The 20,857-nt window shown below is 52.8% G+C and carries 17 protein-coding genes; 3 read left to right on the top strand and 14 right to left on the bottom strand.

From position 1 onward, the window contains the following. Positions 1–17 precede the first annotated feature (17 nt). Positions 18–479: a GNAT family N-acetyltransferase gene (locus FYZ48_RS05145; RefSeq protein WP_149338200.1), complete on the bottom strand. Its 462-nt coding sequence runs from the start codon at positions 477–479 to the stop codon at positions 18–20. Positions 480–895: 416 nt separating this feature from the next. On the opposite strand from FYZ48_RS05145, the gene FYZ48_RS05140 reads away from it, so the two are divergent. Continuing rightward, positions 896–2,038 (top strand): hypothetical protein, encoded by a 1,143-nt coding sequence (locus FYZ48_RS05140; RefSeq protein WP_145044729.1) that lies wholly within the window; start codon positions 896–898, stop codon positions 2,036–2,038. Positions 2,039–2,127: 89 nt separating this feature from the next. Here the strand turns inward: FYZ48_RS05140 and FYZ48_RS05135 are convergent, their stop codons facing one another. The 8 genes from FYZ48_RS05135 to FYZ48_RS05100 all read right to left on the bottom strand — a co-directional run bounded on the left by FYZ48_RS05135 (position 2,128) and on the right by FYZ48_RS05100 (position 10,864). Continuing rightward, a complete protein-coding gene (locus FYZ48_RS05135; protein ID WP_149338198.1) occupies positions 2,128–4,491 on the bottom strand; it encodes a hypothetical protein in 2,364 nt (787 codons plus the stop codon). Positions 4,492–4,648: 157 nt separating this feature from the next. Further along, positions 4,649–6,061 (bottom strand): sulfatase family protein, encoded by a 1,413-nt coding sequence (locus FYZ48_RS05130; protein WP_149338195.1) that lies wholly within the window; start codon positions 6,059–6,061, stop codon positions 4,649–4,651. Between the two features lie 29 nt (positions 6,062–6,090). Continuing rightward, positions 6,091–6,861, bottom strand: a complete 771-nt coding sequence (locus FYZ48_RS05125; RefSeq protein ID WP_149338193.1) for a DUF480 domain-containing protein — start codon at positions 6,859–6,861, stop codon at positions 6,091–6,093. Between the two features lie 47 nt (positions 6,862–6,908). Beyond that, positions 6,909–7,796, bottom strand: a complete 888-nt coding sequence (locus FYZ48_RS05120; RefSeq protein ID WP_149338191.1) for a M28 family peptidase — start codon at positions 7,794–7,796, stop codon at positions 6,909–6,911. An 83-nt stretch (positions 7,797–7,879) separates the two neighbouring features. Continuing rightward, positions 7,880–8,416 carry a tetratricopeptide repeat protein gene (locus FYZ48_RS05115; protein ID WP_145192148.1) on the bottom strand — a complete coding sequence of 179 codons (537 nt, stop codon included), beginning with the start codon at positions 8,414–8,416 and terminating at the stop codon, positions 7,880–7,882. Positions 8,417–8,541: 125 nt separating this feature from the next. Beyond that, positions 8,542–9,918, bottom strand: coding sequence for an MBL fold metallo-hydrolase (locus FYZ48_RS05110; RefSeq protein ID WP_149338189.1), 1,377 nt, complete (start codon positions 9,916–9,918; stop codon positions 8,542–8,544). Between the two features lie 17 nt (positions 9,919–9,935). Then, positions 9,936–10,502, bottom strand: coding sequence for a rhodanese-like domain-containing protein (locus FYZ48_RS05105; RefSeq protein ID WP_149338187.1), 567 nt, complete (start codon positions 10,500–10,502; stop codon positions 9,936–9,938). A gap of 53 nt (positions 10,503–10,555) precedes the next feature. After that, complete coding sequence (locus FYZ48_RS05100; RefSeq protein ID WP_145192139.1) at positions 10,556–10,864, bottom strand: ArsR/SmtB family transcription factor; 309 nt, start codon at positions 10,862–10,864, stop codon at positions 10,556–10,558. Between the two features lie 177 nt (positions 10,865–11,041). Between FYZ48_RS05100 and FYZ48_RS05095 the strand changes: the two genes are divergently transcribed. Next, positions 11,042–11,956 (top strand): metallophosphoesterase, encoded by a 915-nt coding sequence (locus FYZ48_RS05095; RefSeq protein WP_149338185.1) that lies wholly within the window; start codon positions 11,042–11,044, stop codon positions 11,954–11,956. A gap of 114 nt (positions 11,957–12,070) precedes the next feature. Further along, positions 12,071–13,543: an arylsulfatase gene (locus FYZ48_RS05090; RefSeq protein ID WP_149338182.1), complete on the top strand. Its 1,473-nt coding sequence runs from the start codon at positions 12,071–12,073 to the stop codon at positions 13,541–13,543. Positions 13,544–13,570: 27 nt separating this feature from the next. Here FYZ48_RS05090 and FYZ48_RS05085 read toward each other — a convergent pair whose 3' ends face one another. The 5 genes from FYZ48_RS05085 to FYZ48_RS05065 form a co-directional block, all read right to left on the bottom strand. Beyond that, the gene (locus tag FYZ48_RS05085; RefSeq protein ID WP_149338180.1) at positions 13,571–14,779 is read right to left on the bottom strand and encodes an SGNH/GDSL hydrolase family protein; all 1,209 of its coding nucleotides are present in this window, start codon (positions 14,777–14,779) and stop codon (positions 13,571–13,573) included. Between the two features lie 58 nt (positions 14,780–14,837). Continuing rightward, positions 14,838–16,433 carry a hypothetical protein gene (locus FYZ48_RS05080; protein WP_149338178.1) on the bottom strand — a complete coding sequence of 532 codons (1,596 nt, stop codon included), beginning with the start codon at positions 16,431–16,433 and terminating at the stop codon, positions 14,838–14,840. Between the two features lie 91 nt (positions 16,434–16,524). Further along, positions 16,525–17,790 carry an outer membrane protein assembly factor BamB family protein gene (locus FYZ48_RS05075; RefSeq protein WP_149338176.1) on the bottom strand — a complete coding sequence of 422 codons (1,266 nt, stop codon included), beginning with the start codon at positions 17,788–17,790 and terminating at the stop codon, positions 16,525–16,527. A 114-nt stretch (positions 17,791–17,904) separates the two neighbouring features. Beyond that, positions 17,905–19,383 carry a sulfatase-like hydrolase/transferase gene (locus FYZ48_RS05070; protein WP_149338174.1) on the bottom strand — a complete coding sequence of 493 codons (1,479 nt, stop codon included), beginning with the start codon at positions 19,381–19,383 and terminating at the stop codon, positions 17,905–17,907. Between the two features lie 70 nt (positions 19,384–19,453). Continuing rightward, complete coding sequence (locus FYZ48_RS05065; protein ID WP_145044698.1) at positions 19,454–20,761, bottom strand: phenylacetate--CoA ligase family protein; 1,308 nt, start codon at positions 20,759–20,761, stop codon at positions 19,454–19,456. Between the last annotated feature and the right edge of the window lie 96 nt (positions 20,762–20,857).

Below are 20,857 nucleotides of genomic sequence, written 5' to 3'. Positions count from 1 at the left end.
CGTCTGGGGGCCTTCCGTCAACGATCGAGCATCTTTTCCATCACCTGGTAGCCGGGAAAGCCAAACCCCAGCTGATGGTAGGTAGACTGCGCACGGTCGTTTTCTTTCTCTACATAGAGACGCAGTCCGACGACATCGGGATTGGAGCGAGCCAGTTTTTCCACGTGGTCGGACAGTTGTTTGAACACTCCCTGCCGGCGGTATGCCGGATCGACATACACGCTCTGAAACCACCAGAATTCTCCGTTACGCCAGTCACTCCATTCGCGGGTGAACATGATCTGACCGACCACGGTGTTCTGATGGCGGGCCACAAAATACTGACAACCGCGCGAATCACCCAGTGACTCCACCACGCCTGTGAGCACCAGTTCCGGATCCAGATTTTTTGATTCCGTTTCCCGCGCCAGCTCAAGATTAAAATGCGTAATGATTTCGCAGTCTTCCAGAGTGGCATATTCGATTTGAATTTCCAGCATGCTTGTATCCTCTTATCTCAAATGAAAGCCAGCACACACTTTATCATGTTGGCACCGCGATTGTCATTGCTGTCAAACGGGTTGAGTGAAAAATCAGCTGACAGACATAGGTCAGGAACGTGATTCGAGCAAGCAGAATTTTTGGAATTGTTTGGGGTTTTGGGCAAGAATGAAGAAACTCCAAATGTAAAAATGGCGATATTAGGTAGTACAGCAGTAATGGTTTTGCAAGGATGCATGGTCAAAACCTACAGGATGTGCCAATTTTACGTCCGAGTTAAATCATCACGCTGGGAGATAGAGCCTTGAGGACTTCAGGGGAAAGACAATATCGTTTAGATACCAACGCACGCCTTTCGACAATCCAGAACACCTGGGCAATGATGCTTGTTGGAGTGGCCGCTGGTCTTCTTAGTATGTATTTTGTAGTAGCACGGCCGATGCTGAGTCAGATCGGTCAGTTGCAGACGGAGTTGGTGTCAGTCCAACAGGATATGGATAAACTGGTTGGTGCCAAAACCAGTGCCTGGCAGGTCAACAATCTGTTGACCGTACTCAATTCGCAGGCTAAACAGCTCTCCGAAGCCAAAGTAGCTGTGGCAGAGATTCGCGATCTTCGAATCTTACTGGAAAAAGAAGCTGAGCAGACCGAAGAGGCGCTCGCTTCCATCCAAAAGATCGATCAGTTTCAGAAACAGGTTCTCCAGCAGGAAGGCTTAACCACCAAAGCCCGTACCGCGCTGGATGATATGCTGGCGATGCAGGATCGCCTGGCCTCACAGGAGCAGCAGGTCAAACAGACCCAGTCTACACTGGATGAAATGATCAAGCTGCAGAAGCTGGCTGCTAATCAGTCCACAGGCATCAAAGATGCTCAGACAGCCTTTAGTGAGTTTCTGAATTTCAAGCAGCAGATTGTTGATCAGTCAGAGCAGTTGGAAGTCGCCCGTACCAACAGCCAGAAGATGATTGACCTGCAGCAGAGCCTGATTTCCCAGTCAGAACCGCTGGCAGCCGCTCAGAAGCACGCTGAGCAGATGGTCTCGCTGCAGCAGACGCTGACTGATGAGAATCTGAAACTGACAGAGGCTGACACCAACTTGAAATCGTTGATGGATATTCAGACGAAACTGCTGGCTGAAACGGACCGCGTGGTCGAAGCTGCTGAAACTCTGGAAGTTCTGGGAGAGCTGCAGGACAGCGTGAAAGAACAGATCGCTTCCATGCAGGGCATGCGACGCGAAATGCTCGACATTATCCTGATGGAGAGCACTGTATCTAAAGCGACCCGCATTCTGGAACCGCTGGCCGAGCTGGGTAACCTGAAGCGACTGAGCGATGCCGAAGTTCGGGAAGCAGCCCGCGTGATCATGGATCAGCGAGATACCCGCATGGGCAAAGCCACAACCCGGTTCCGTCAGATTCGTCGTGAGCCTGCTCCGGCTCGCACGACTAAGCTGACAACGCTTGACGGGAATGCCCTGTTTGGTGAAGAAGTCAAAGGTCAGGATGGTGAGATCGAAAAACTGGTCCCCAATCCTCCGACCGACAATGAGTGAACAGTCTCCTGGCTGAAAGTGGCTTGAATTAAAACAGGGCATGGATGATCCATGCCCTGTTTTATTATTTTTACAGCTCTGACTGAAAACTATTTGTCTGTTTCAGCGGCTTCTTTCTTGGGTTCCGGCTTCGAGGCTTCCGGCTTTTTGTCCTCTGGTTTGGCCGCTTCTTTTTTCTCTGCCTCAGCAGGTTTCTTATCTGCTTCAGGTTTGACCTCGGTTTTGGCTTCAGGTTTATCAGCTTTCACCGGAGGTTTTGCTTCCTTGGCAGGTTTTTCTTTCGCGGGAGCGGGTTTCTCTTTGGCAGGCTCGGCGAGTTCCGATTTGTAAGTGAGCTTACCACTTACAGGAACCGAAGCAACCTGGAAAACATCTTTCGAGAGTTCGCCCTGCACGAATACCACGAAGTGCAGTTTTTCCAGAGCCAGTGGGACACCGGTGAAGTTTGCACCGGATTTTTCCTCAAAGGCGGAGAGGTAATCGCTGATACGCCCTTTGAATTCATCCAGGTCCAGGGTTTTTGTCAGGCTCAGTTTGCCATCTTTGGCAGCGACACCCGTTGGCTCACCCAGCATCGACCGAACGATCATTTCATGCAGGTTGATGCCGTTCGGAGCTTCATAGTGAAGTTCGTCTTCGGCCAGTACGGCGACCAGTTGCAGCGGCTCTTTAATCTTATCTGTTCCGCTGACATTGGCTTTCAGATCCAGCTTACCATCTTTCGCAGCGGCAGAGAGTTCGATTTTGACTTCGGTGTCTGCTGAGAGTTCTGGAATCAACGCTTCGACCAGTGAGTCATAGGAAGATTCGACTTCTTCCACTCCGCCAGCTGCTCCAAAGACCTGTTGACCGTTCAGATTGATCGAAGGAGTACCACGGTGGTTGTAGTAAAAGAAGCGTGCTTCCGAGTCTGAGTTGGTCAGCGGATCCGGTGCCGGAATGTGCTGGTGATAGCGCAGTACGATGACTTTAGAAGCGGGGAATGAAGACTCAACTACTCCGGTGGCCAGGTCTGCTGCCACACAGGGTGGGCAGGAAGCACCGGTGAATAACTCAATCAGTGAAGTTCGATTCCCTTTTTTGAGGTCGACTTCCTTCGCTTCTTTAGATACGAAACTGTCGAGGAAGCGTTTAAAGGACTCGGCCAGGTATTTGTCCAGCCCCTCGGTGGAGCCGTGTTTCTTTTTCCAGAGTTCGGTCAGAGTCTCCCGAGGATCATCGAACTTGACCGTCTGAGGACTCTGTTTGGAAGCAGCAATCATCTGACGTTCACGGCCGGAAAGAGGAGAGCTGGCCAGGATTCCCAGGTACTCAATGGCTTTATCAATGCTGCCATGTTCTTTTTCATAGCTGACCAGTTCAGTAATCAACTCTCTGTCGTGAGGATATTTTTTCGCCTCAGATTCCAGAAGTGCACCGGCTGCTTTAATTTTTTCCGGATCTTTGGATTTCAGTCCGACACGAGCCTTAGCCAGCGCCATTTCCTGATCCCAGCTGCTGAGCGGTTTAACGCCTTCTTTGACCAGCTTGTTAAACTGATCCATATATTTCGTGGCCATGTCGCTGTTGTTATCAGTCCGTGCCAGCATGGATGTGATCCGCACCAGGGTGCTGGCTTCCATCCGTTTACCCCAGAGAGCAGAGGTTTCGGTATAGCGTTTAATGATATCTTCGATGGTTTTGGTATCTTTATCACTGCTCAAAGCGAAGGCCAGCAGGGGAGGAAATGCATCCAGAGCCAGCGGGAACATCTGCATTTTTTCGGTGAATTCATTCAGCGGTTTGAATGGATCTTGCGACTGCATGGCCTGGATCAGTTCCTGGGCACCGGGAGAAGGCATCGGCTCTTTGATCTTGGAGAGATCCTTTTCAATGGTGAAGAGCATCAGGGCGGGAATGCAGTTATCGTTGTTGAAACTGATATTGCCGTAGATCGCGCCACGTTCTTTATTCAGTGATCCCTCGAAGCTGAGCTGAATGAATTCCTTGCCTTTATCATCCAACAGGCTTTCCACAAATGTGACGGTCTGATCTGTCGTCTTTGAGGAGACGATTTTGGCGGGGGCTACGTTCGGGCCCTGAGAGACGATTTTGACACCCTGAAAATCGGATTTTTCTTTCTGATCTCCCTCGGCGGATTTCACTTCGGTCATGACGCGCAACAGGTAGAGTGGCATCAACTGCTGCTGCTGAGGCAGAACCAGAATCCAGTTGCCTTCAACCGTTTCCGGCATTTTGAACGCTTCGGGGTTTTCTTTCTCTTTTTCTTCAGCAGATTTATCATCCGCTTTCGCGGTCTTATCGGCTTCAGGCATCTCAGCATCTTTGGAAGCGGTTTCCGCGGGGCTGCTGTCGGCGGTTTGATTTTCACTGCCTGATTCGGAGCCTTTCTGGCAGCCAACGGTAATCATCAGCAGACAGAGTAGCAGGCTAAAGCGGGAAATCGAAAGCATATTATTCCTCGAAGGTTAAATAGAATTTGGTCAAAACTGGTGCCTATTCCGGTTTTATACGAATTCCGTACAAATGTTGATGGATATAAAGCAAAAAACGGTAATCTTCTGCAAATCGTACAGGGAACAGACGTTACGTTAAATCGTATTGGTTTACTTACTGGTAAGCAGGTTTCAAAATAGGGTCCTGAATCGACTTTTGCCACTCGATCAGCTGTTGTTCCAGCTCTGTGGCTTTCTCTTTCGATCCCGGGGGCATCCGTCGTCGTATCAGATTCCGGGTTTCGTCCGGATCTGCCTCAAGGTCGTAAAGTTCGTCCATGTACCGGGCCCGATAGTGTTTGACGAACTTCCATTTTTCGGTGCGGATCATTCGCATGTAGGCCAACCCGTTATTGTGCAGGTCATACTGGCCGTAAATCGCGGTTCGTTCTGGAATCGATTTGCCGAACAAAAGGGGAGAGTAATCGATTCCATGTAAGGACGCATTTTCTGGCAGGGGAAGGTCGAGTGCTCCCAGGACAAATTTGAACATGTCTACGTTAGAGACCATCTCATCGAAGCGGGTGCCCGGCTGAATCACACGTGGCCAGCGCATCACCAGCGGAACGCGGATTGAAGTGTCCCACATGTTGGGACGTTTGGGACCGGTGATTCCTCCCGCCAGCCAGTGACCGTTGCCCTTAGTGCTGATGCCGTGGCGGCCGTTGTTGTAGCCATGGTCGCTCGTAAAGATCACCAGGGTATTTTCCGTGAGTTGTAGCTGATCCAGTTCCTTGAGCAGACGACCGATGTTCCGGTCCACTGAGGAAATGCTCGCATAATATTCTTTGTTTTTCTGCTTGATCTGTTCCGGGATCAGTCCCTCGGCGATGGGCATCTCGATCTCGATGCCTTCGTAGTGGGAAGAGTCCTCAGCAGGGACCGGGCCATAAGGAGTATGCGGAGCCCGGAAGTGCAGACAGAGTGCGAATGGTCTGTCTTTGGATTCCCTGACAAACTGAATCGCATTATCGACCAGTAAATCGGGCAGGGGGCCTGCCTGTTTTTCTGTTACCCCTTCGATTTCCAGAATGGGGTCCATCGGCCGGGTGCCTCCCGAGAGAAATCCCATGAAGTGGTCGTACCCTTTTTTCCGCGGATGGAAGTCGGCCTGTTCACCCAGGTGCCACTTTCCGATCAGGGCCGTTCGGTAACCGGCTTTCTGTAATACTGCGGGCCAGATGGGGGCATGCAACCCCGCGCCCTCGCGGGCTTCATCAGGGGAGATGTAATCTGTGATTCTCAACTCGGTAGGATAACGGCCGGAGAGGAACGTGGCCCGACTGGGGGAGCAGACCGGGGTGGCAACAAAGGCATTCGTAAAAACCGCTCCCTGCTTCCCAATCTGATCCATGTAGGGAGTGTGAATCTGTTTGTTTCCATACAGCCCCATGGCCCAGCGCCCCTGGTCGTCGGTGACGATGGAAATCAGGTTCGGACGCGAGGCTGCGTTGCAACATGTGGAATCGATGGCGAGGAGCAGAAACAGGAACAGCCAGAGACAGGATGCCCATGAGATCGTTTTCATATTGATGCCTCGATCTGTACCAATCAGATTCAGCTGCCCAGTTCCTGTTTCAGATCTGCCAGCTGTTGTTGTAACTGTTCAACCACGTCGGCCATGGATGCCACCTGTTGTGACAGCTGCTGGTTGTCGGACTGCAGACGCTCTACGGCTTCTTGTAAGGCTCCCAGCTCCGAGCTGGCATTGTTGACTGTAGCAACGGGAGCAGGAGTAGGGGCAGGCCGCGTATCCTCAGGCTCGCTGTCGGCTGAAGAATCGAATCCCAGCGCTTTGCCTTCACTTTCCTTATACCAGTTGTGATCGACTTCGATGCCGCGTCGTTCAATGCTGCCGTTTGATTGTACATACTTCTGATCAAGAAGTCCCTTAAATTCCGCTCGCAACTGTTCGAGAGTCTCAATCGGCACCATACGACTCGCCCGGCCGCGGAGTTCTCCCATCGTCTGCCGACCCCGCAGCCAGAGTTCAGTCAGGATGGCCAGTTGGGGTTCGGTAAAATTGAAACGATGACGCATATAATGGCGGTAACGTTCCGTGCGACCACTGTCGGAATGAATTACGGCTACAAGTCCTGATTCCCGCAGCGATTCCAGGGTTTCATACACCTGCGTCTCACTGTAATTACTGATGGGATCGCGGTTGCTCTTCTGGTTGCAACCGGTGGTAACTGCTTTGAGTGTCAGAGGATATTGATCGGGAGTCGTAAACGCTTTTTCCAGTAAAACCCCCAGCACGCGGCGTTGGGGTCTGGAAAGTTCAGAGATCTGCAGCAGTTCTTTATCTTCCTGTGTGGCGTCATTCATTTTTCTGTCAAAAGCCCTTTTCGAGCAGAGTGGAACGGGTAGTTGGTCTAGTAGCCCTGGTTCAAGATCAGCCTGGTTGCTTCCAGGCTGCCTTGCGTTACTTTCGTCAGGAACTCGAAATCGAGTGTATCTACTGTATCGGAGGGTTGATGGTAATGCGGATTTCTTAAGAAACTGGTGTCGGTAATCATCAGTGCGGGATAACCGGCATCCCAGAAAGGACTGTGGTCACTTAAACGCGTGGCCTGCAGCATTTCGCCATTTTGCGGAACCTGTAAGATTTCGACCGGCAGTGTTTCCACTGTTTTGAGACCGGTTTGAAACGCTTCGATCAGCTTTCCGGAATTCTGATTACCAACTACGGCGATAAAATCGCCCGTATCGGGATACATGCCGACGAGCTCGCGGGGCAGCATCTGACTGCCCGGAGTGGGATCACAGTAGCCCAGCATTTCCAGCGAAACCATGCCGCGCAGATCTGTCTTTTTTTCCTGGTGCAGGCGGGCGTGTTCTGCTCCACCCAGCATTCCGTTTTCTTCCAGGTCAAACGCCACCAGCTCAATACTCCATGCACCGTCTGTCTGTTGTAATTCGGGGAGCAGGCGTGCCAGTTCCAGCAGGGCAGCGACGGCACTGGTATTGTCATCCGCACCGGGCGATTCGGGGCGCGTATCCAGGTGCGCGCCGACACAGAATAATGGTTTCTCCGGATCAGACAACCGGGGATGCCGGGCAATCAGGTTCTGACCTGAGAACGTGACCAGCATGGAATCCTGAGCCTGAAACGGGTGTCGTTCGATCTCCCATCCAGAGGCTTCGAGTTCCCAGATCACATACTGGCGGGCGGCTTCCAGTGCTTCACTTTCAGCGGGACGAATGGACTGGCAGAGGTCTTCACAGAGCCGCTGCAGTCGTTGAGTGTCTATATTCGTCATAATGGCTTTCGATTCCTTGCCAGGCCAGTCGATTTGAAAAAGAGAGTCCGATCTGAATGCACCGTGAAGTGGTCATCCTACAGTCAGGAATTTTGTGATGTGTTACCTTCTGCAGCTTCGACGACGAACTGAAAATCTTTATCGTTTCGCAGTGTATTGAAGTCTGACTCTTCCGGAATCAGTTTCGTCAGGCGGGGTTCCATGCGTAAAGCACGCCCCAGCCACGACAGGGCGTTGGCTTTGTCATCCGCCAGCGCAAAATAGCAGGACAGATTGTAAAGCACAACAGGTTCGTCAGCATGATGCTGGTAGGCTTCTTCCATGATCCCGATTGCAGAGGAGAGCTGATCGGTACGTTTGAAGCACCAGGCCATCCCCATCAGCGTTGTCAGGTTTTGGGGATTTTTTTCGTAAGCGTCCTGATAAGCGTCGAGTGCCTCGGTAAACCGCTCGGCCAGTTGCAGCGACTGACCCAGAAAACGGCAGTACTTTTCCGAGTCACGATCTTGACCGGTAATGTGGGACAGCTCACGCAGCGCCTGCACGGGCATTTCCAGCATCAGATAGCCTTCGGCCGCATTGAGATGTCGTTTCCGTCGAGATGCGGGCAGGAGTACCATGGTAAAACCTGTCAGGGATAAATAAAAAACCTTTGCCCTATTTTAATAGATCGGGCAAAGGTTTTTCTATTGTACCTGCGGCGATATTTTCCGCCTTCCGCAAAATCAGATGCTGCTTCGGATTCTCAGGCAGCGATGGTCTGCCAGGCTTTAAAGCCTCCGACCAGATCGATGATATTGTCAAATCCCTGTTTTTCCAGCAGGCTGGCGGCAATCGAAGAACGATAGCCTCCCTGGCAGTGCACGATCACGGTCTGGTCCCGGGGGATCTCAGACAGATGCTCTGCAAGATGATTTAAGGGGATATTGATGCTGTTCTCGATATGCCCTGTATTCCATTCAGCGGGCGTGCGAATATCGATAATGGTGACCTGCTCGTCCAGTTCATGCATGGCCTGGGCAGAAATCCGCCTGGTTTGAGAAACCAGTTCGGGGTGCTCCTGCAGACTGTTGAGGCCGTCTTTCAGGAATCCTTTCACGTGGTCAAAACCAATCCGTCCCAGGCGAATGATTGCTTCTTCGATCTGATCTTCTTCACTGGCAATCACCACTATGGGGGCCTGCTTATCCAGCATCGTACCTGCCCAGGTGGCGTAGCGACCTTCCAGACCAATATTGATGCTCCCTTTCAGATGGCCTGCTGCGAACTCGGCGACATCACGGACATCGATCACCTGTGTTCCGCTGTTGAGCATCTGCTGTACTTCAGCTAATGAGTAAGCATGCCAGGCAGCTTTGATGCTTTCATCCAGGGTCTGACGTTCCTTGCGATTCAAAATTGCATCGTGCACAAAGTACTGAGGTGCTTCCGGTAGATCGGTGGTCACCATATCAATAAAGGCGGCTTTGCTCATTGGCTGCAGGGCGTAATTATAGCGCCGCTGCTCACCGAGTGTGGTGACCGCTTCACTGCTGAGCTGTTTTCCACACATGGAGCCCGCCCCATGCGCTGGATAGACCAGAGTTTCATCCGGCAGCTTCAGGATCTTCTCATGGAGAGAGTCATACAACATGCCTCCCAATTCCTCGGCAGTGACACCCAGGGAAGCCAGCAGGTCTGGTCGACCGACATCTCCCAGAAAGAGGGTATCTCCTGTTAGAATCATTTTGGGCTGATCCGGATTTTCATTCAGATCATAAACGACCAGCGAGATGCCTTCCGGCGTGTGCCCCGGGGTTTCCATGGTTGTGATTTTCACAGAACCCAGCAGCAGTTCATCGCCTTCCGAGAGGGACTGGTGAGGGAATTCTGCTGCGCCCCTGCTGCCCAGATAGATCTGAGCGCCTACGGCTTTCTGCAGTTCGATGTGACCGGCGATGAAATCGGCGTGGAAGTGAGTGAGGATCACGTGCTTGATTTGCAGGCCGTGCTCTTTCGCATCTTCGAGGTAGATCTCAATATCACGTTGCGGGTCGACGACTACCGCGTCGCCCGTTTCTTCATCGGCAATCATGTAAGATGCCAGCGACAGACAATCCAGATAGTAGCGTTGAAAGAACATTGCAGGACCCTCCGCTTTTAAGCTGCTTTTTGACATTGTTTCTGTTCACAGCCGGCAACCTGATTCCAGGGCATTTTGGCGAGTACCATTGCCATACCGCAGGTATCAGTAATACCGGCAAACATTAATCCCGCCCCGACGAACGCCGAGATCCCACTGAACCAGGGATTGACGAACATGCCCAGCATGGCACCGGTAAAGACCAGGAAACCAGCTGCAATCCGAACCTGCCGCTCCAGGGAAATCGTTTTTTTACCACGCTCGACGGGCAACCCCTGTGCTTCCCAGGCTTTTGTGCCCCCTTCGACGCTGACCACGTTCAGACAGCCTGCTTCGATCAGTTTCTGGCAGGCGCGGGACGAACGATTTCCGCTCTGACAGATAATGTAGACCGGCTCGTCTGTACTGCCGTTTGTCAGTTCTCCAATGTGGTCTGTCCCGATCTTATCCAGAGGGATGTTGCGGGCGATGGTAGCGTGGACTTCCCGGAATTCCGCAGGAGTCCGTACGTCAATAACTGCAACATCCTGTTGACTGTGCAGTCGGGCCAGTGCTTCCGGTGTGATGGTTTTGACTTCTGCCATGATTGATACCTCGTAATGTCGTGAATATACGATATGTTGTTGTAAAAAAATGCTCAGGACTGGAAAAAACGTCCTTCGATGCAATCCATGATCTTGTTTAAATGAGGCTCGGCCACACTGTAGTAGACGCTCCGACCTTCCCGTTCACTCACAAAAAAACCACAGCGCTGCATCAGACGCAGATGCTCTGAAGCAACGTTGCTGGGAATTCCACAGTCTTCAGCCAACTCACCCACGGTGTACCGCCCGCGCAGAAGCAACTGCACGATACGGATGCGGGCCGGGTGTGCCAGAACCTTCAGGCATTCAGCTGCCTGTTCCAGTGCGGGGCCGTCATAATTGGGAGTTTCTTTCAGTTTCATAATCTTACCTCATGTATATAATATCGTGATGTTACGATATGTCAATGAGGATTCTTTGAGATTTTTCAGCCGATTCTCAGCAGATAAATTCACTTCTGTGTCATTGAATCTTCATAAATATATGCAACAATAAGACTTTACGTCAATAATTATAAAACCGGCAGAAGAGGTGATTCCATGTCCCCCATCAATCCTGACTCCCGAATTTCATTAGGCAGACGTGCTTTTCTCCAGCAGGGAGCCCTGGTTCTGGGCGGGCTGACTGCAGCGCCGTTGGGGCAACTGGCGGCTGCCGCTGATCAGAAACAAAGGGGAGCCGTCCGGGTGGGGCTGGTTACGGACCTGCACTACGCAGATAAGCCACCGGGAGGCTCGCGTCACTATCGGGAAACTTTGAAGAAACTGGACGAAGCAGTCATTCAGTTTAAGAAGGACGAGCCGGACTTCGTCGTGTTCCATGGCGATCTGATCGATTCCGGTAAGTCGCTGGAGCAGGAGAAGCAACATCTGCAGACCATTGTTACAGCCATCGATGCCATTCCCTACCCGCGACATTTTGTGCTGGGGAATCATTGTGTCGACCAGCTGACCAAAGCAGAGTTCCTGCAGGGGGTGGGCCAGAAGGAGTCCTACTTCTCCTTTGATCGGGGGGGCTATCACTTCGTTGTGCTCGATTCCTGTTTCAAAAGCGATGGCACACCTTATGGGCGTCACAATTTCAAATGGACGGACGCGAATATGCCTGAGTCTGAACTGAAGTGGCTCAAGGATGATCTCCAGCAGTCAAAGCTGCCGACCATCGTCTTTGTACATCAGCCGCTCGATCTGAAAGACACGGATGCCCACGCTGTCAAGAATTCTTCGGAAATCCGTAAGGTCCTGGAATCAGCGGGTAATGTGGCTGCGGTCTTTCAGGGGCACAGTCACCGGAATAAATATGCAGAGATCGGTGGTATCCATTACTGCACAATGGTGGCAATGGTTGAAGGTTCAGGACCGACAAATAACGGGTACAGCACCCTGGATGTCTATGCTGACGGCTCACTGGTACTCAATGGATTTCGCAAGCAGCAGGATTATCACTGGAGCTGAGAACGGCTCTGACCCGGGAAATCGAAGCAGACCATTGTTGCACCACCGTCTGAGATGCGTATAAGATGGATGAATCAACGATCCTACATCTGTCTGATTCTTCAGGAGCTTATTATGCGCCGTTCAGCCCCCGTGGTCTTATTCTCTCTGTTTATTCTTGGTTGTCTGACCAGCGCTGTTTCCAGTGCAGTTGCTGCCGAAAAGCAGCCCCCCAACATTGTCTTCATTATCGCTGATGACCTGGGCTACAAAGAACTGGGTTGTTACGGCCAGAAATATATCAAGACGCCGAATATTGACAAGCTCGCTAAAGACGGAATCCGTTTCACCCAGTTCTATTCGGGAAATGCGGTCTGTGCCCCTTCCCGTTGCAACCTGATGACCGGCAAGCATCCAGGACATGCCTATGTGCGGAACAATGGCAAACCTGACTATGTGCAGGACATGAAAGAGAAAGAGGGCTGGGAGTATCCGGGACAGCATCCGATTCCCGATGCCGAAGTCACCATCGCAGAGATGCTCAAACAGAAACAATATGCCACCGGTGCCATGGGCAAGTGGGGGCTGGGACATTTCGGGACGACCGGAGATCCTAATAAGCAGGGATTTGATCTGTTTTATGGTTTCAACTGCCAGGTACATGCCCACAATCACTATCCCCGCTTCCTCTGGCGGAATCACACCAAAGAAACGCTGCCGGGCAACGACCGGACTTTGAATGGCGAAACCTATTCGCAGGACAAGTTTGTCGAAGTCGGAATGGAGTTCATTCGCGAAAACAAAGATCGTCCCTTCTTCCTCTATCTGCCGTTCGCGGTTCCGCACCTGGCGATCCAGGCACCGGAGGAATCGGTCGCAGAATACCGGGGTAAAATTCCGGAAGAGGATTATAAGCATCGCGGATACATCAAACGCCCCGATCCCCGTGCCGGTTATGCAGCCATGATCACACACATGGACAAAGGCGTTGGCCAGATCATGAACCTGCTCAAAGAATTAAATCTGGATGACAATACCGTGGTCTTTTTCACTTCTGACAACGGCCCGACTTACGATCGACTGGGCGGATCTGATTCGGTGTTCTTTGAATCGGCGGGTCCCTGGCGCGGGTTCAAGGGCAGTCTGTATGAAGGGGGGATCCGTGTGCCGCTGGTGGTTCGCTGGCCGGGACACATTCCTGAGGGGGATGTGACCGATCATCTCTCCGCGTTCTGGGATGTCATGCCCACCATCGCACAGCTGACGGGAACCAAAGCACCTGCCGACATTGACGGCATCAGCTTCGTACCGACCCTGCTGGGCAAACCGCAGGAGCAGAAGCAGCACGAGTATCTCTACTGGGAGTTCCCGGCGTACACGGGACAGCAGGCGGTTCACATGGGGGACTGGAAAGGCGTGCGTCAGAATCTGTTGCGAAAGAAAAACCCGCAGATGAAGATCGAACTTTACAACCTCAAAGATGATCCGGGGGAACAACATGACGTGGCTGATCAGAATCCGGAAGTCGTGGCCCGCATCAAAACCATTATGAAAACGGGCCGTACTCCGTCAAAGATGTTTCCGTTTCCGGCACTGGATCAGCAGTAATCGACGAACTGATACTGTCTGACCGGATTACCGGGAAACTTCCTTAATCCAGCTGAACACGCTGTCCCCGATCTGCAGGTAACCATTGCTGGCTGGGTGGACAGCGTTGTTCTGACGCATTGTTTCTTCAGAGGAATGCGAGTTCCAGGTAACCAGTTTGGCGGGGTAGTTGTGCACGCAATCCAGATTCAGATGCGTGGGCACCAGGTAGATCTGTCCCGCTTCCTTGCCACCATAATGTTTCAGCATCCGTTCTGCGACATAGTGTTGATTACGCTTGTACTGCCAGCGTGTCTGCTGACGACCATTGGTGGTGCCGAACGCGTCCTGGCTGTCGGCTGGCGGGACGGGCAGCATGAAACCGATTTTGGTCTTTGGATTAAAATCGTGAATCATTTTGACCAGAATATCAAGGTGCTTGAACATCGTGTCTGTGCGTTCTTCGATGGTCTCATCCGTGGCTGAATAGACATCGTTGGGGCCGAGGAAGATTGTGACCAGGTCGGGCGCGTTGCCGTCATTGAACTCTTTGCAGTAACGGGGAAAGTCGAGTTGCGGCTTCCCGTTTTCATCGGCATACAGAAATGGGCTGCCGCGTTCCCGGTAATGTCCCTGGCGGGCATTTTCCTTGAAGTGGGTCGCAAAACGGACCGCAGTCCAGCCGCCGTAACCTTCGTGTCGCACATTCGCTTCATTGCTGGGGTTGTGAGAACCGATCAGTTTCAGTTTAGGGCCCTGGAATTTTTCGCTCAGTTCAAATACGTGACGGGGATAAACCGAATTGTGGGTCAGGCTATCACCAATCATCAGCAGACTGGTCGGCTTATCTTTCCCGGCTGCTGTGGGAACGACCCGCAGGCGTGATTCCTGGGACGCGATGATCTGGTTGTTCTGATCCAACACGTTCAGCTTGAACTTGTAATCGCCGATCTCTTTTTCGTCGGGAGTGTAAGTCCAGCGTTCCTGCTGCAGATGTCCCCGATTACAGTGCACGTCAAATACGTAGTTCGCCGGGTTGATCGTCAGCGACACATTGTCGAAGTAGACACTGGTCTCAATTCCGGGAATCGCATAGATGATGGGAGGTAGAATCAATCGTACCGGATCCTGCGGTTCTGTTTCCGCGGCAGGCTGAGATTCCGGGGTCGGGTTGGTAGGTTCATCAGCCAGGGCGAGTGAAGGGACCGCCAGGATTAAAAGACTCAAGAGAGTAGTCAGACGAAGTAGAGTGTTCATGCTGGTTCCATCAAAGGGTGAGTTCAGGTGGGCGAGTCTTGGAGTGTGGTGCTTGAGGTTAACCGACCCAGATCGGGCTGGACCAGGCGAGTTGTCCGTTGTTTTGTGTCACGCGTACGTAATACCAGTCGGTTGAGTTTGCATCGGGCCGCTGATCCTGCCAGCGGATTTGAGCCGAGTATTCGCTCTGACCAACAAGGCGATGCACGACATAGCTTTCGCTGGTAAACACGCCCGTGAATTCCACGACGTTGTCGTCGATCAGATCCTGAAGTTTAGCACTGATGGTTTTCTCGTAAGGTTTGCGAATCTGTAGAGTGAGCACTGTGTCGGGCGTGCCTTCGATTTCGGTGACGACGGCCTTGGTGGGATCCTCGGCGTAGCAGTTGACGCGTGTGGTGTTTGAATCGAGGCGGAGTTCCTGATTCGAAACGACTTTGAGTTTATCACGCAGCTTTTCATTAAAGGGCGCTGACTGGAAGCAGGGAATCGCGCGGGTGAAACGACCGCCGTCCAGTTTGATGGTCATATCCCAGAAGCAGGTGCGGCCCATCGCCAGATCTGCCCAGGGACCCCAGCCGTACTGCAGACGGCATTTCACTTTGCCGGGTAGAATCGGTTTGTCATCCAGGTGATCTTCGGGAAAATGGCGTTCAATCACTTTGCCGTTGCGAATCAACTCGACCATGGAGATGGCGTCTTCTCCCTGCACGCGAACGTCGATCTGTCGATCGGTGGTCGCCGGCACATCACTGCCCATCGGGTGACCGTTCAGCGAAACTTCCAGGGCAATCCGATCTCCCGTTGCGGCATAAGTACGGCGGGCGCGAATCGCTTCCATCAGCGAACGCGAAGAGAGATCTTCTGCCCAGACGCCCAGCACCCCTTCGCCGTATGCACCGGGATACCCCAGGTGATCATCGGACGAAGCAACAAAGCCAAAACGCATTCCTTTCTGCAACTGGGGGACAATCATGTTCGATGCGGAACGCCCTCCGTTGCTGTGGCGGATCATCGGGTAAGGGCTGCGGTCAGTTTCTGTGCAACCATGCTCGGAAAAGACTTCCACCACGGGAGAGGCTCCCGGTCGGAAATGCTTGAAGTTCGCACCGCGCCAGCCCTGCTTGTAACCCACGTGATGCGGAATCGCCAGTGCCTGGTTACCTTCCGCGAAGTCGAGCAGTTTCTCGACATGGTTCGGCAGGAACAGTTCAGGCTGGTCCTCGGGGAAGATCATGCAGTAGTCGCCGAACTGACTGGAGTGCCATTCGTAGCCCAGAAACGCCACGAAGTCGTCGGAGTTCGCATCCTGAATTAACTGCCGGGTCTTGGGCCAGTGTTTGGAGTGGACTTCGAAACCATTGACCCACTTCATGTGACGGTTACCCGGCATCTTCGGCATGTCGTGCCAGGAAGCGTGTCCGGTGAAAGCGAAGAAATCGAGGTGCTCCTGTGCCAGGTCAATGGAGCGTTCCAGTGATCCTTTTGCATAGCCGACGGCGTTGTGATTATGTAAATCGCCCCAGAATAACTGATACTTTTTTTGAGTTCCGGCTCCCTGGAGTTCAGAGTTCACGCGTAGTCCAGACAGCGCTGTTGCCGCCATGGTTTCACCCAGAAACGTGCGTCGGTTGATTTGAGGTTGATCAGTCATGATTTTCTTAGCTTCATTTAGTCAGAAGTTGAGTCGAAAAAAGAGGGACAGGTGAGTGACCTGTCCCTCAGAAAGCCTGATCGAAGGCGTTTTACTTTTTGCCGAGGCAATATAATTTGTCGGTCATCTTCAGATAGATCTTACCATCCGAGAAGACCGGCGTGGCCAGGGCGAAACCTTCCAGCGGGTTTTCGGAAACGAGCTTGAATTCGTCTCCCTGTTCCACAACCAGTGTGGTTCCGTCTTCGCGGGTCACATAAATATGTCCGTCAGCCAGGATCGGTGAGGCACTGAATTTATGACGGCTACGCGGCAGACGTCCTTCCCAGATCTGTTTGCCCGTCTTGATGTCGAAGCAGAGTACTTCACCTTTGTCCGAACAGACGTAGAAGCGGCCGTTGATGGCAGCCGGGGTTGGGACATCAGAGAAGGCGCCTTTGCCTTCCCCTTCTTTCGTCCAGACAACATTGGATTTCGTGACATCTCCCTGGCCGCCGAGTTTAATTCCGGTGAGTGAACCACCGCGGGCGTAGGGAGCGATCAGGTAGCCATCGCTGATGACGGGGGATGAGATTGAACGGAAGTATTCATGTTGTGTGGGATTCAGTCCCCCGACGCGCCAGATTTCTTTACCATTCTGTGCATCGTGGGCGGTGACATGGTCGGCACCCAGGACGTAGATGATTTCTTTGCCATTCTGTTTCGTAACTACTGGAGTCGTGTAACTCTGATTGGCTTCTTTCGGGGCATCCAGGTTGCGGCCCTGTTTCCAGACTTCTTTCCCGGTCGCTTTATCGAAAGCAGCGATGTAGGAATTATCACTTTGGATGCAGGCGATGACAACCAGGTTGTCGGTCAATACGGGCGAGGTTCCCAGGTCCCACCAGAGGGTGTCTTCGCCATATTCTTTCTGCAGGTTTTTCTGCCAGACGATTTTTCCTTCTTTAGTCAGGCAGGCCAGATCCCCACTCTTGAAGTAACCGAAGATGAACTGGTCATCGACTGCAGGCGAGGGGCTGCTGCCGCTCCCTTTTTTGTGCTTGCCAGCACGTTCGGTTCCGAAGTCGGTATGCCACTTTTCTTTCCCGGTGTTCTTGTCGAGACAGATCACCCGGTTCTTACCTTCTGAGTTTGTGGTCAGAATCAGGTCATCACCCCAGATCACGGGGGTAGAGCCACTGGGCCCGGGGAATTTGACTTCCCAGAGAATATTTTTGGAGCTGTCCCATTCAACGGGATAACCGCTGCCTTCAGCGACGCCATTCGAATTCGGACCACGCCAGCCGGGCCAGTTGCCCGCATAGGTGGGGGCGGCAATAAACAGGGAGAGTAAGGCAGTCGCCAGTAAAGCTTTCATTCTGATTACCTCGGTATGTGTAAATTAGTGGGAATGAATTCTGGTTCATTCAGTTTGTATGGGGATCACAGTCTGGGTGAGAACTGTGATTATAACATGCCCGGAAACGCGATTTCATTCCGAATCGAAGTATTTTTTCACGATCCAGTCAGGTTGATGTGCGTCCGGTTTTCGCTTGCGGCCTGTCAGATCGATTTTTTCTGACTTGGGATGTTCGGATGTGAGGGGCTGCTTGTCGTCTGTTTTCTGCTGCCACTCTTTCAATGTTGTCAGCATCTGTTCGATGCGTGCCTGTTGCTCCGGATGTTCAGAGAGATCCTTCAGCTCAGCAGGATCGGTTTTGAGATCGAACAGCTGTGTTTTGTTGATCTGCGGATAACGGATCAGCTTCCAGCGGTCATCACGGACCGCCCGCATCAGATCTTCGTAAGTCGTAAACAGTGAATCTCGCACACCTTTCTGCTTGCCTCGCCAGATGGGAGCCAGGTCGATTCCTTCCACCCCAGAGGGAACGCTGGTCTGCGTCAGGTCGCAGACCGTGGGTAAGATGTCATACAGATAGACGAGGGCCTCGCTCGATTCATTCTGCGGAATACCGGGGCCTTTAAAAATCAGGGGAGACTTCATGCTGTGTTCATACAGATTCTGTTTTCCCAAAAGCCCGTGACTGCCCACTGCCAGACCGTGGTCTGATGAGAAAATCACGATCGTATTTTTGTCGAGCCCCTGTGCTTTGAGCGTTTTCAAAATACGGCCGATCTGCGAATCCATGTGCGTGATCATCGCGTAGTATTCGGTCAGCTGCTCGCGAACGACTTCCGGCTGACGCGGCCAGCCGGCCAGTGCTTCATCGCGGCCGGTCATCCAACCATTGTTGAACGGGTGCTGAGGCATAAAGTTTTTGGGAAGTGGCGGCTGTTTATTCTTGTATGTTTCCATCGCGGAAGCGGGAGGCATCCGTGGATCGTGTGGTGCAGTGAAGGCGACATACGCGTAGAACGGTTTGTCCGCGGGCTGCGTTTTCAAAAAGTTGACGGTCGCGTCGACAAACAGTTCGCTGGAGAATTTCTCTCCCATGCGTTTGTTCTCAAATTTGCCATCCTTCAAATCGACTACGGGGACCTTGAGGTGGTTCGACATGCCTCCCATGAAGGCGGCTGTTCCCAGAGTGAAACTTTTCTGGAACGATTCGCGGTGGTTGTGCCACTTCCCGGTGCCGAAGGTCGTGTAACCGGATTCTTTCAGCAACTGGGGCATCGTCTTCACCCCTTTGAGATCCATGGGCACATGATAGAGGGAGCGTCCGCTATTGAGCATGGCTCGACTCGGCTGGCAGACTGCCCCATGAATCGACCCCATGCAGTACGCGTTCCGGAAACTGAAGCCGGCCTGTACCAGCTGGTCCAGATTTGGTGTCTGAATGTGAGGATTCTGATAAGCGCCGAGGGCGTCCGCACGCTGGTCATCGCTGAACAGGAACAGAATGTTCGGACGCTGGGATGGTTTCTCTGCTGCGGAGACGGCATTTGGACCGATGAGCACACTCAGCGGGAAACAGAGGATAAGCAGCAGGTATCTCAGGTAGGTAGTCATATTCAGGTTCCTGATTGTGATGAGCGACAGATTGAGAGGGGACCGCTGATTCCTGTTTCAGCGAACTGCCTCAGTCGATTTTGAAGAACCGCTTTCCTTTCAGTTCAAAGCGGGGCAGGGCACCAGGGGCAACCGTGGTGACCTCAGCATTGAAGTTCAACCGATCTTTAATCGCATGGCTGACTTCATTGATGATCTGTTTCTGCTGGTCCGTGGTCGAAAGGGATTCGATCGGTTCCAGTTCGATTTTCATGTGTTGCATGGCGCGAATGGTGCGGACTTCGATCCGGTATTCGGCTACCTGCTCGAACGTACGCAGAATCGCTTCCAGGCTGGAGGGGAAGACGTTGTTGCCGCGAATGATCACCATGTCGTCTGCGCGACCCAGGATGCCCCCTTTCAGACGCAGCAGGTTGCGACCCGAGGGGCAGGGGGTGGTATCTTCACAGACCAGGTCACCGGTACGATAGCGAATGAGTGGGGAACCGACGCGGCCCAGGTTGGTAATCAGCAGCTCGCCCTGGGCTCCGCGTTCGACTGGTTGCAGTGTTTCCGGATCAACGATTTCGGGAATACATTCGGTTTCGAGAATGTTGAGACCGCCCGGGTTTTCGAGGGGCTCAATTCCGAGGGCGCCGATTTCGGTCATACCCCAGTGATCGAACACACGGGCGCCCCAGCCCTGGCCGATCCGCTGCTTGGTCGCTTCGATGTTACCCCCTGGTTCTCCAGCAACCACGAGTGCTCGCACACGGCTGCCTGCCAGGTCGATGTTTTCCGCCTCCGCGACTTCGGCCAGACGCAGGGCGTACGTCGGTGTGCAGCAGACGGCGGTGATTTTGTTGTCGAGGATCATTTTCAATCGGGCTTCGCTGCCCATGCCCCCGCCGGCCAGACAGAAGTTGCCGCGACGAGTGGCCCCTTCGAAGGCTGCCCAGAATCCGACGAACGGTCCAAATGAGAAGGGAAAGAACAGTCGGTCTTCCGGAAAGAGACCCACCATGCGATAAATCTGTGCCCAGCATTCCCCAAACCAGTCCCAGCTGGCTTTGGTGTCCAGCCAGCGCATGGGTGAACCGGTGGTTCCCGAGGTCTGATGCATGCGCGTGTAAGTTTCAAGCGGGTAGGTCAGGTTGGTGCCATAGGGGGCGTTTGAGAGATGATCCTCAACCAGTTCGGCTTTGGTGGTGATCGGCAATTTCTGCAGGTCGGCGAGGCTCTGGATCGAGTTGACGTCGACACCCGCGGCGTTCCACTTCTGCTGCCAGAACGGATTCGAGGCCGACACCTCTTTCAGAAGGTGTTGCAGTCGCTCAAGTTGGCGGGCCTCTAAGGCGTCCCGATTCAGGTTTTCCGGCTGGCTGTCAGATGGATTCATAAACTTGCTTGTCTGGTTGGAGCAGGGGCATGGGGGAGTTTTCTTGCAGGTATCCCTTATTCTGCCGCAACTTGAGTGATTTTCCAACCTAATGAG

Origin of the sequence: Gimesia chilikensis, assembly GCF_008329715.1 — a bacterium.
Lineage (GTDB): Bacteria > Planctomycetota > Planctomycetia > Planctomycetales > Planctomycetaceae > Gimesia > Gimesia chilikensis.
This window is presented reverse-complemented; position numbering and strand designations above follow the sequence as displayed.

Excerpts from the sequence above, each read along its gene's own strand:
- FYZ48_RS05145 (WP_149338200.1), bottom strand. The coding sequence starts at position 479 with ATGCTGGAAATTCAAATCGAATATGCCACTCTGGAAGACTGCGAAATC.
- FYZ48_RS05140 (WP_145044729.1), top strand. The coding sequence starts at position 896 with ATGTATTTTGTAGTAGCACGGCCGATGCTGAGTCAGATCGGTCAGTTG.
- FYZ48_RS05135 (WP_149338198.1), bottom strand. The coding sequence starts at position 4,491 with ATGCTTTCGATTTCCCGCTTTAGCCTGCTACTCTGTCTGCTGATGATT.
- FYZ48_RS05130 (WP_149338195.1), bottom strand. The coding sequence starts at position 6,061 with ATGAAAACGATCTCATGGGCATCCTGTCTCTGGCTGTTCCTGTTTCTG.
- FYZ48_RS05125 (WP_149338193.1), bottom strand. The coding sequence starts at position 6,861 with ATGAATGACGCCACACAGGAAGATAAAGAACTGCTGCAGATCTCTGAA.
- FYZ48_RS05120 (WP_149338191.1), bottom strand. The coding sequence starts at position 7,796 with ATGACGAATATAGACACTCAACGACTGCAGCGGCTCTGTGAAGACCTC.
- FYZ48_RS05115 (WP_145192148.1), bottom strand. The coding sequence starts at position 8,416 with ATGGTACTCCTGCCCGCATCTCGACGGAAACGACATCTCAATGCGGCC.
- FYZ48_RS05110 (WP_149338189.1), bottom strand. The coding sequence starts at position 9,918 with ATGTTCTTTCAACGCTACTATCTGGATTGTCTGTCGCTGGCATCTTAC.
- FYZ48_RS05105 (WP_149338187.1), bottom strand. The coding sequence starts at position 10,502 with ATGGCAGAAGTCAAAACCATCACACCGGAAGCACTGGCCCGACTGCAC.
- FYZ48_RS05100 (WP_145192139.1), bottom strand. The coding sequence starts at position 10,864 with ATGAAACTGAAAGAAACTCCCAATTATGACGGCCCCGCACTGGAACAG.
- FYZ48_RS05095 (WP_149338185.1), top strand. The coding sequence starts at position 11,042 with ATGTCCCCCATCAATCCTGACTCCCGAATTTCATTAGGCAGACGTGCT.
- FYZ48_RS05090 (WP_149338182.1), top strand. The coding sequence starts at position 12,071 with ATGCGCCGTTCAGCCCCCGTGGTCTTATTCTCTCTGTTTATTCTTGGT.
- FYZ48_RS05085 (WP_149338180.1), bottom strand. The coding sequence starts at position 14,779 with ATGAACACTCTACTTCGTCTGACTACTCTCTTGAGTCTTTTAATCCTG.
- FYZ48_RS05080 (WP_149338178.1), bottom strand. The coding sequence starts at position 16,433 with ATGACTGATCAACCTCAAATCAACCGACGCACGTTTCTGGGTGAAACC.
- FYZ48_RS05075 (WP_149338176.1), bottom strand. The coding sequence starts at position 17,790 with ATGAAAGCTTTACTGGCGACTGCCTTACTCTCCCTGTTTATTGCCGCC.
- FYZ48_RS05070 (WP_149338174.1), bottom strand. The coding sequence starts at position 19,383 with ATGACTACCTACCTGAGATACCTGCTGCTTATCCTCTGTTTCCCGCTG.
- FYZ48_RS05065 (WP_145044698.1), bottom strand. The coding sequence starts at position 20,761 with ATGAATCCATCTGACAGCCAGCCGGAAAACCTGAATCGGGACGCCTTA.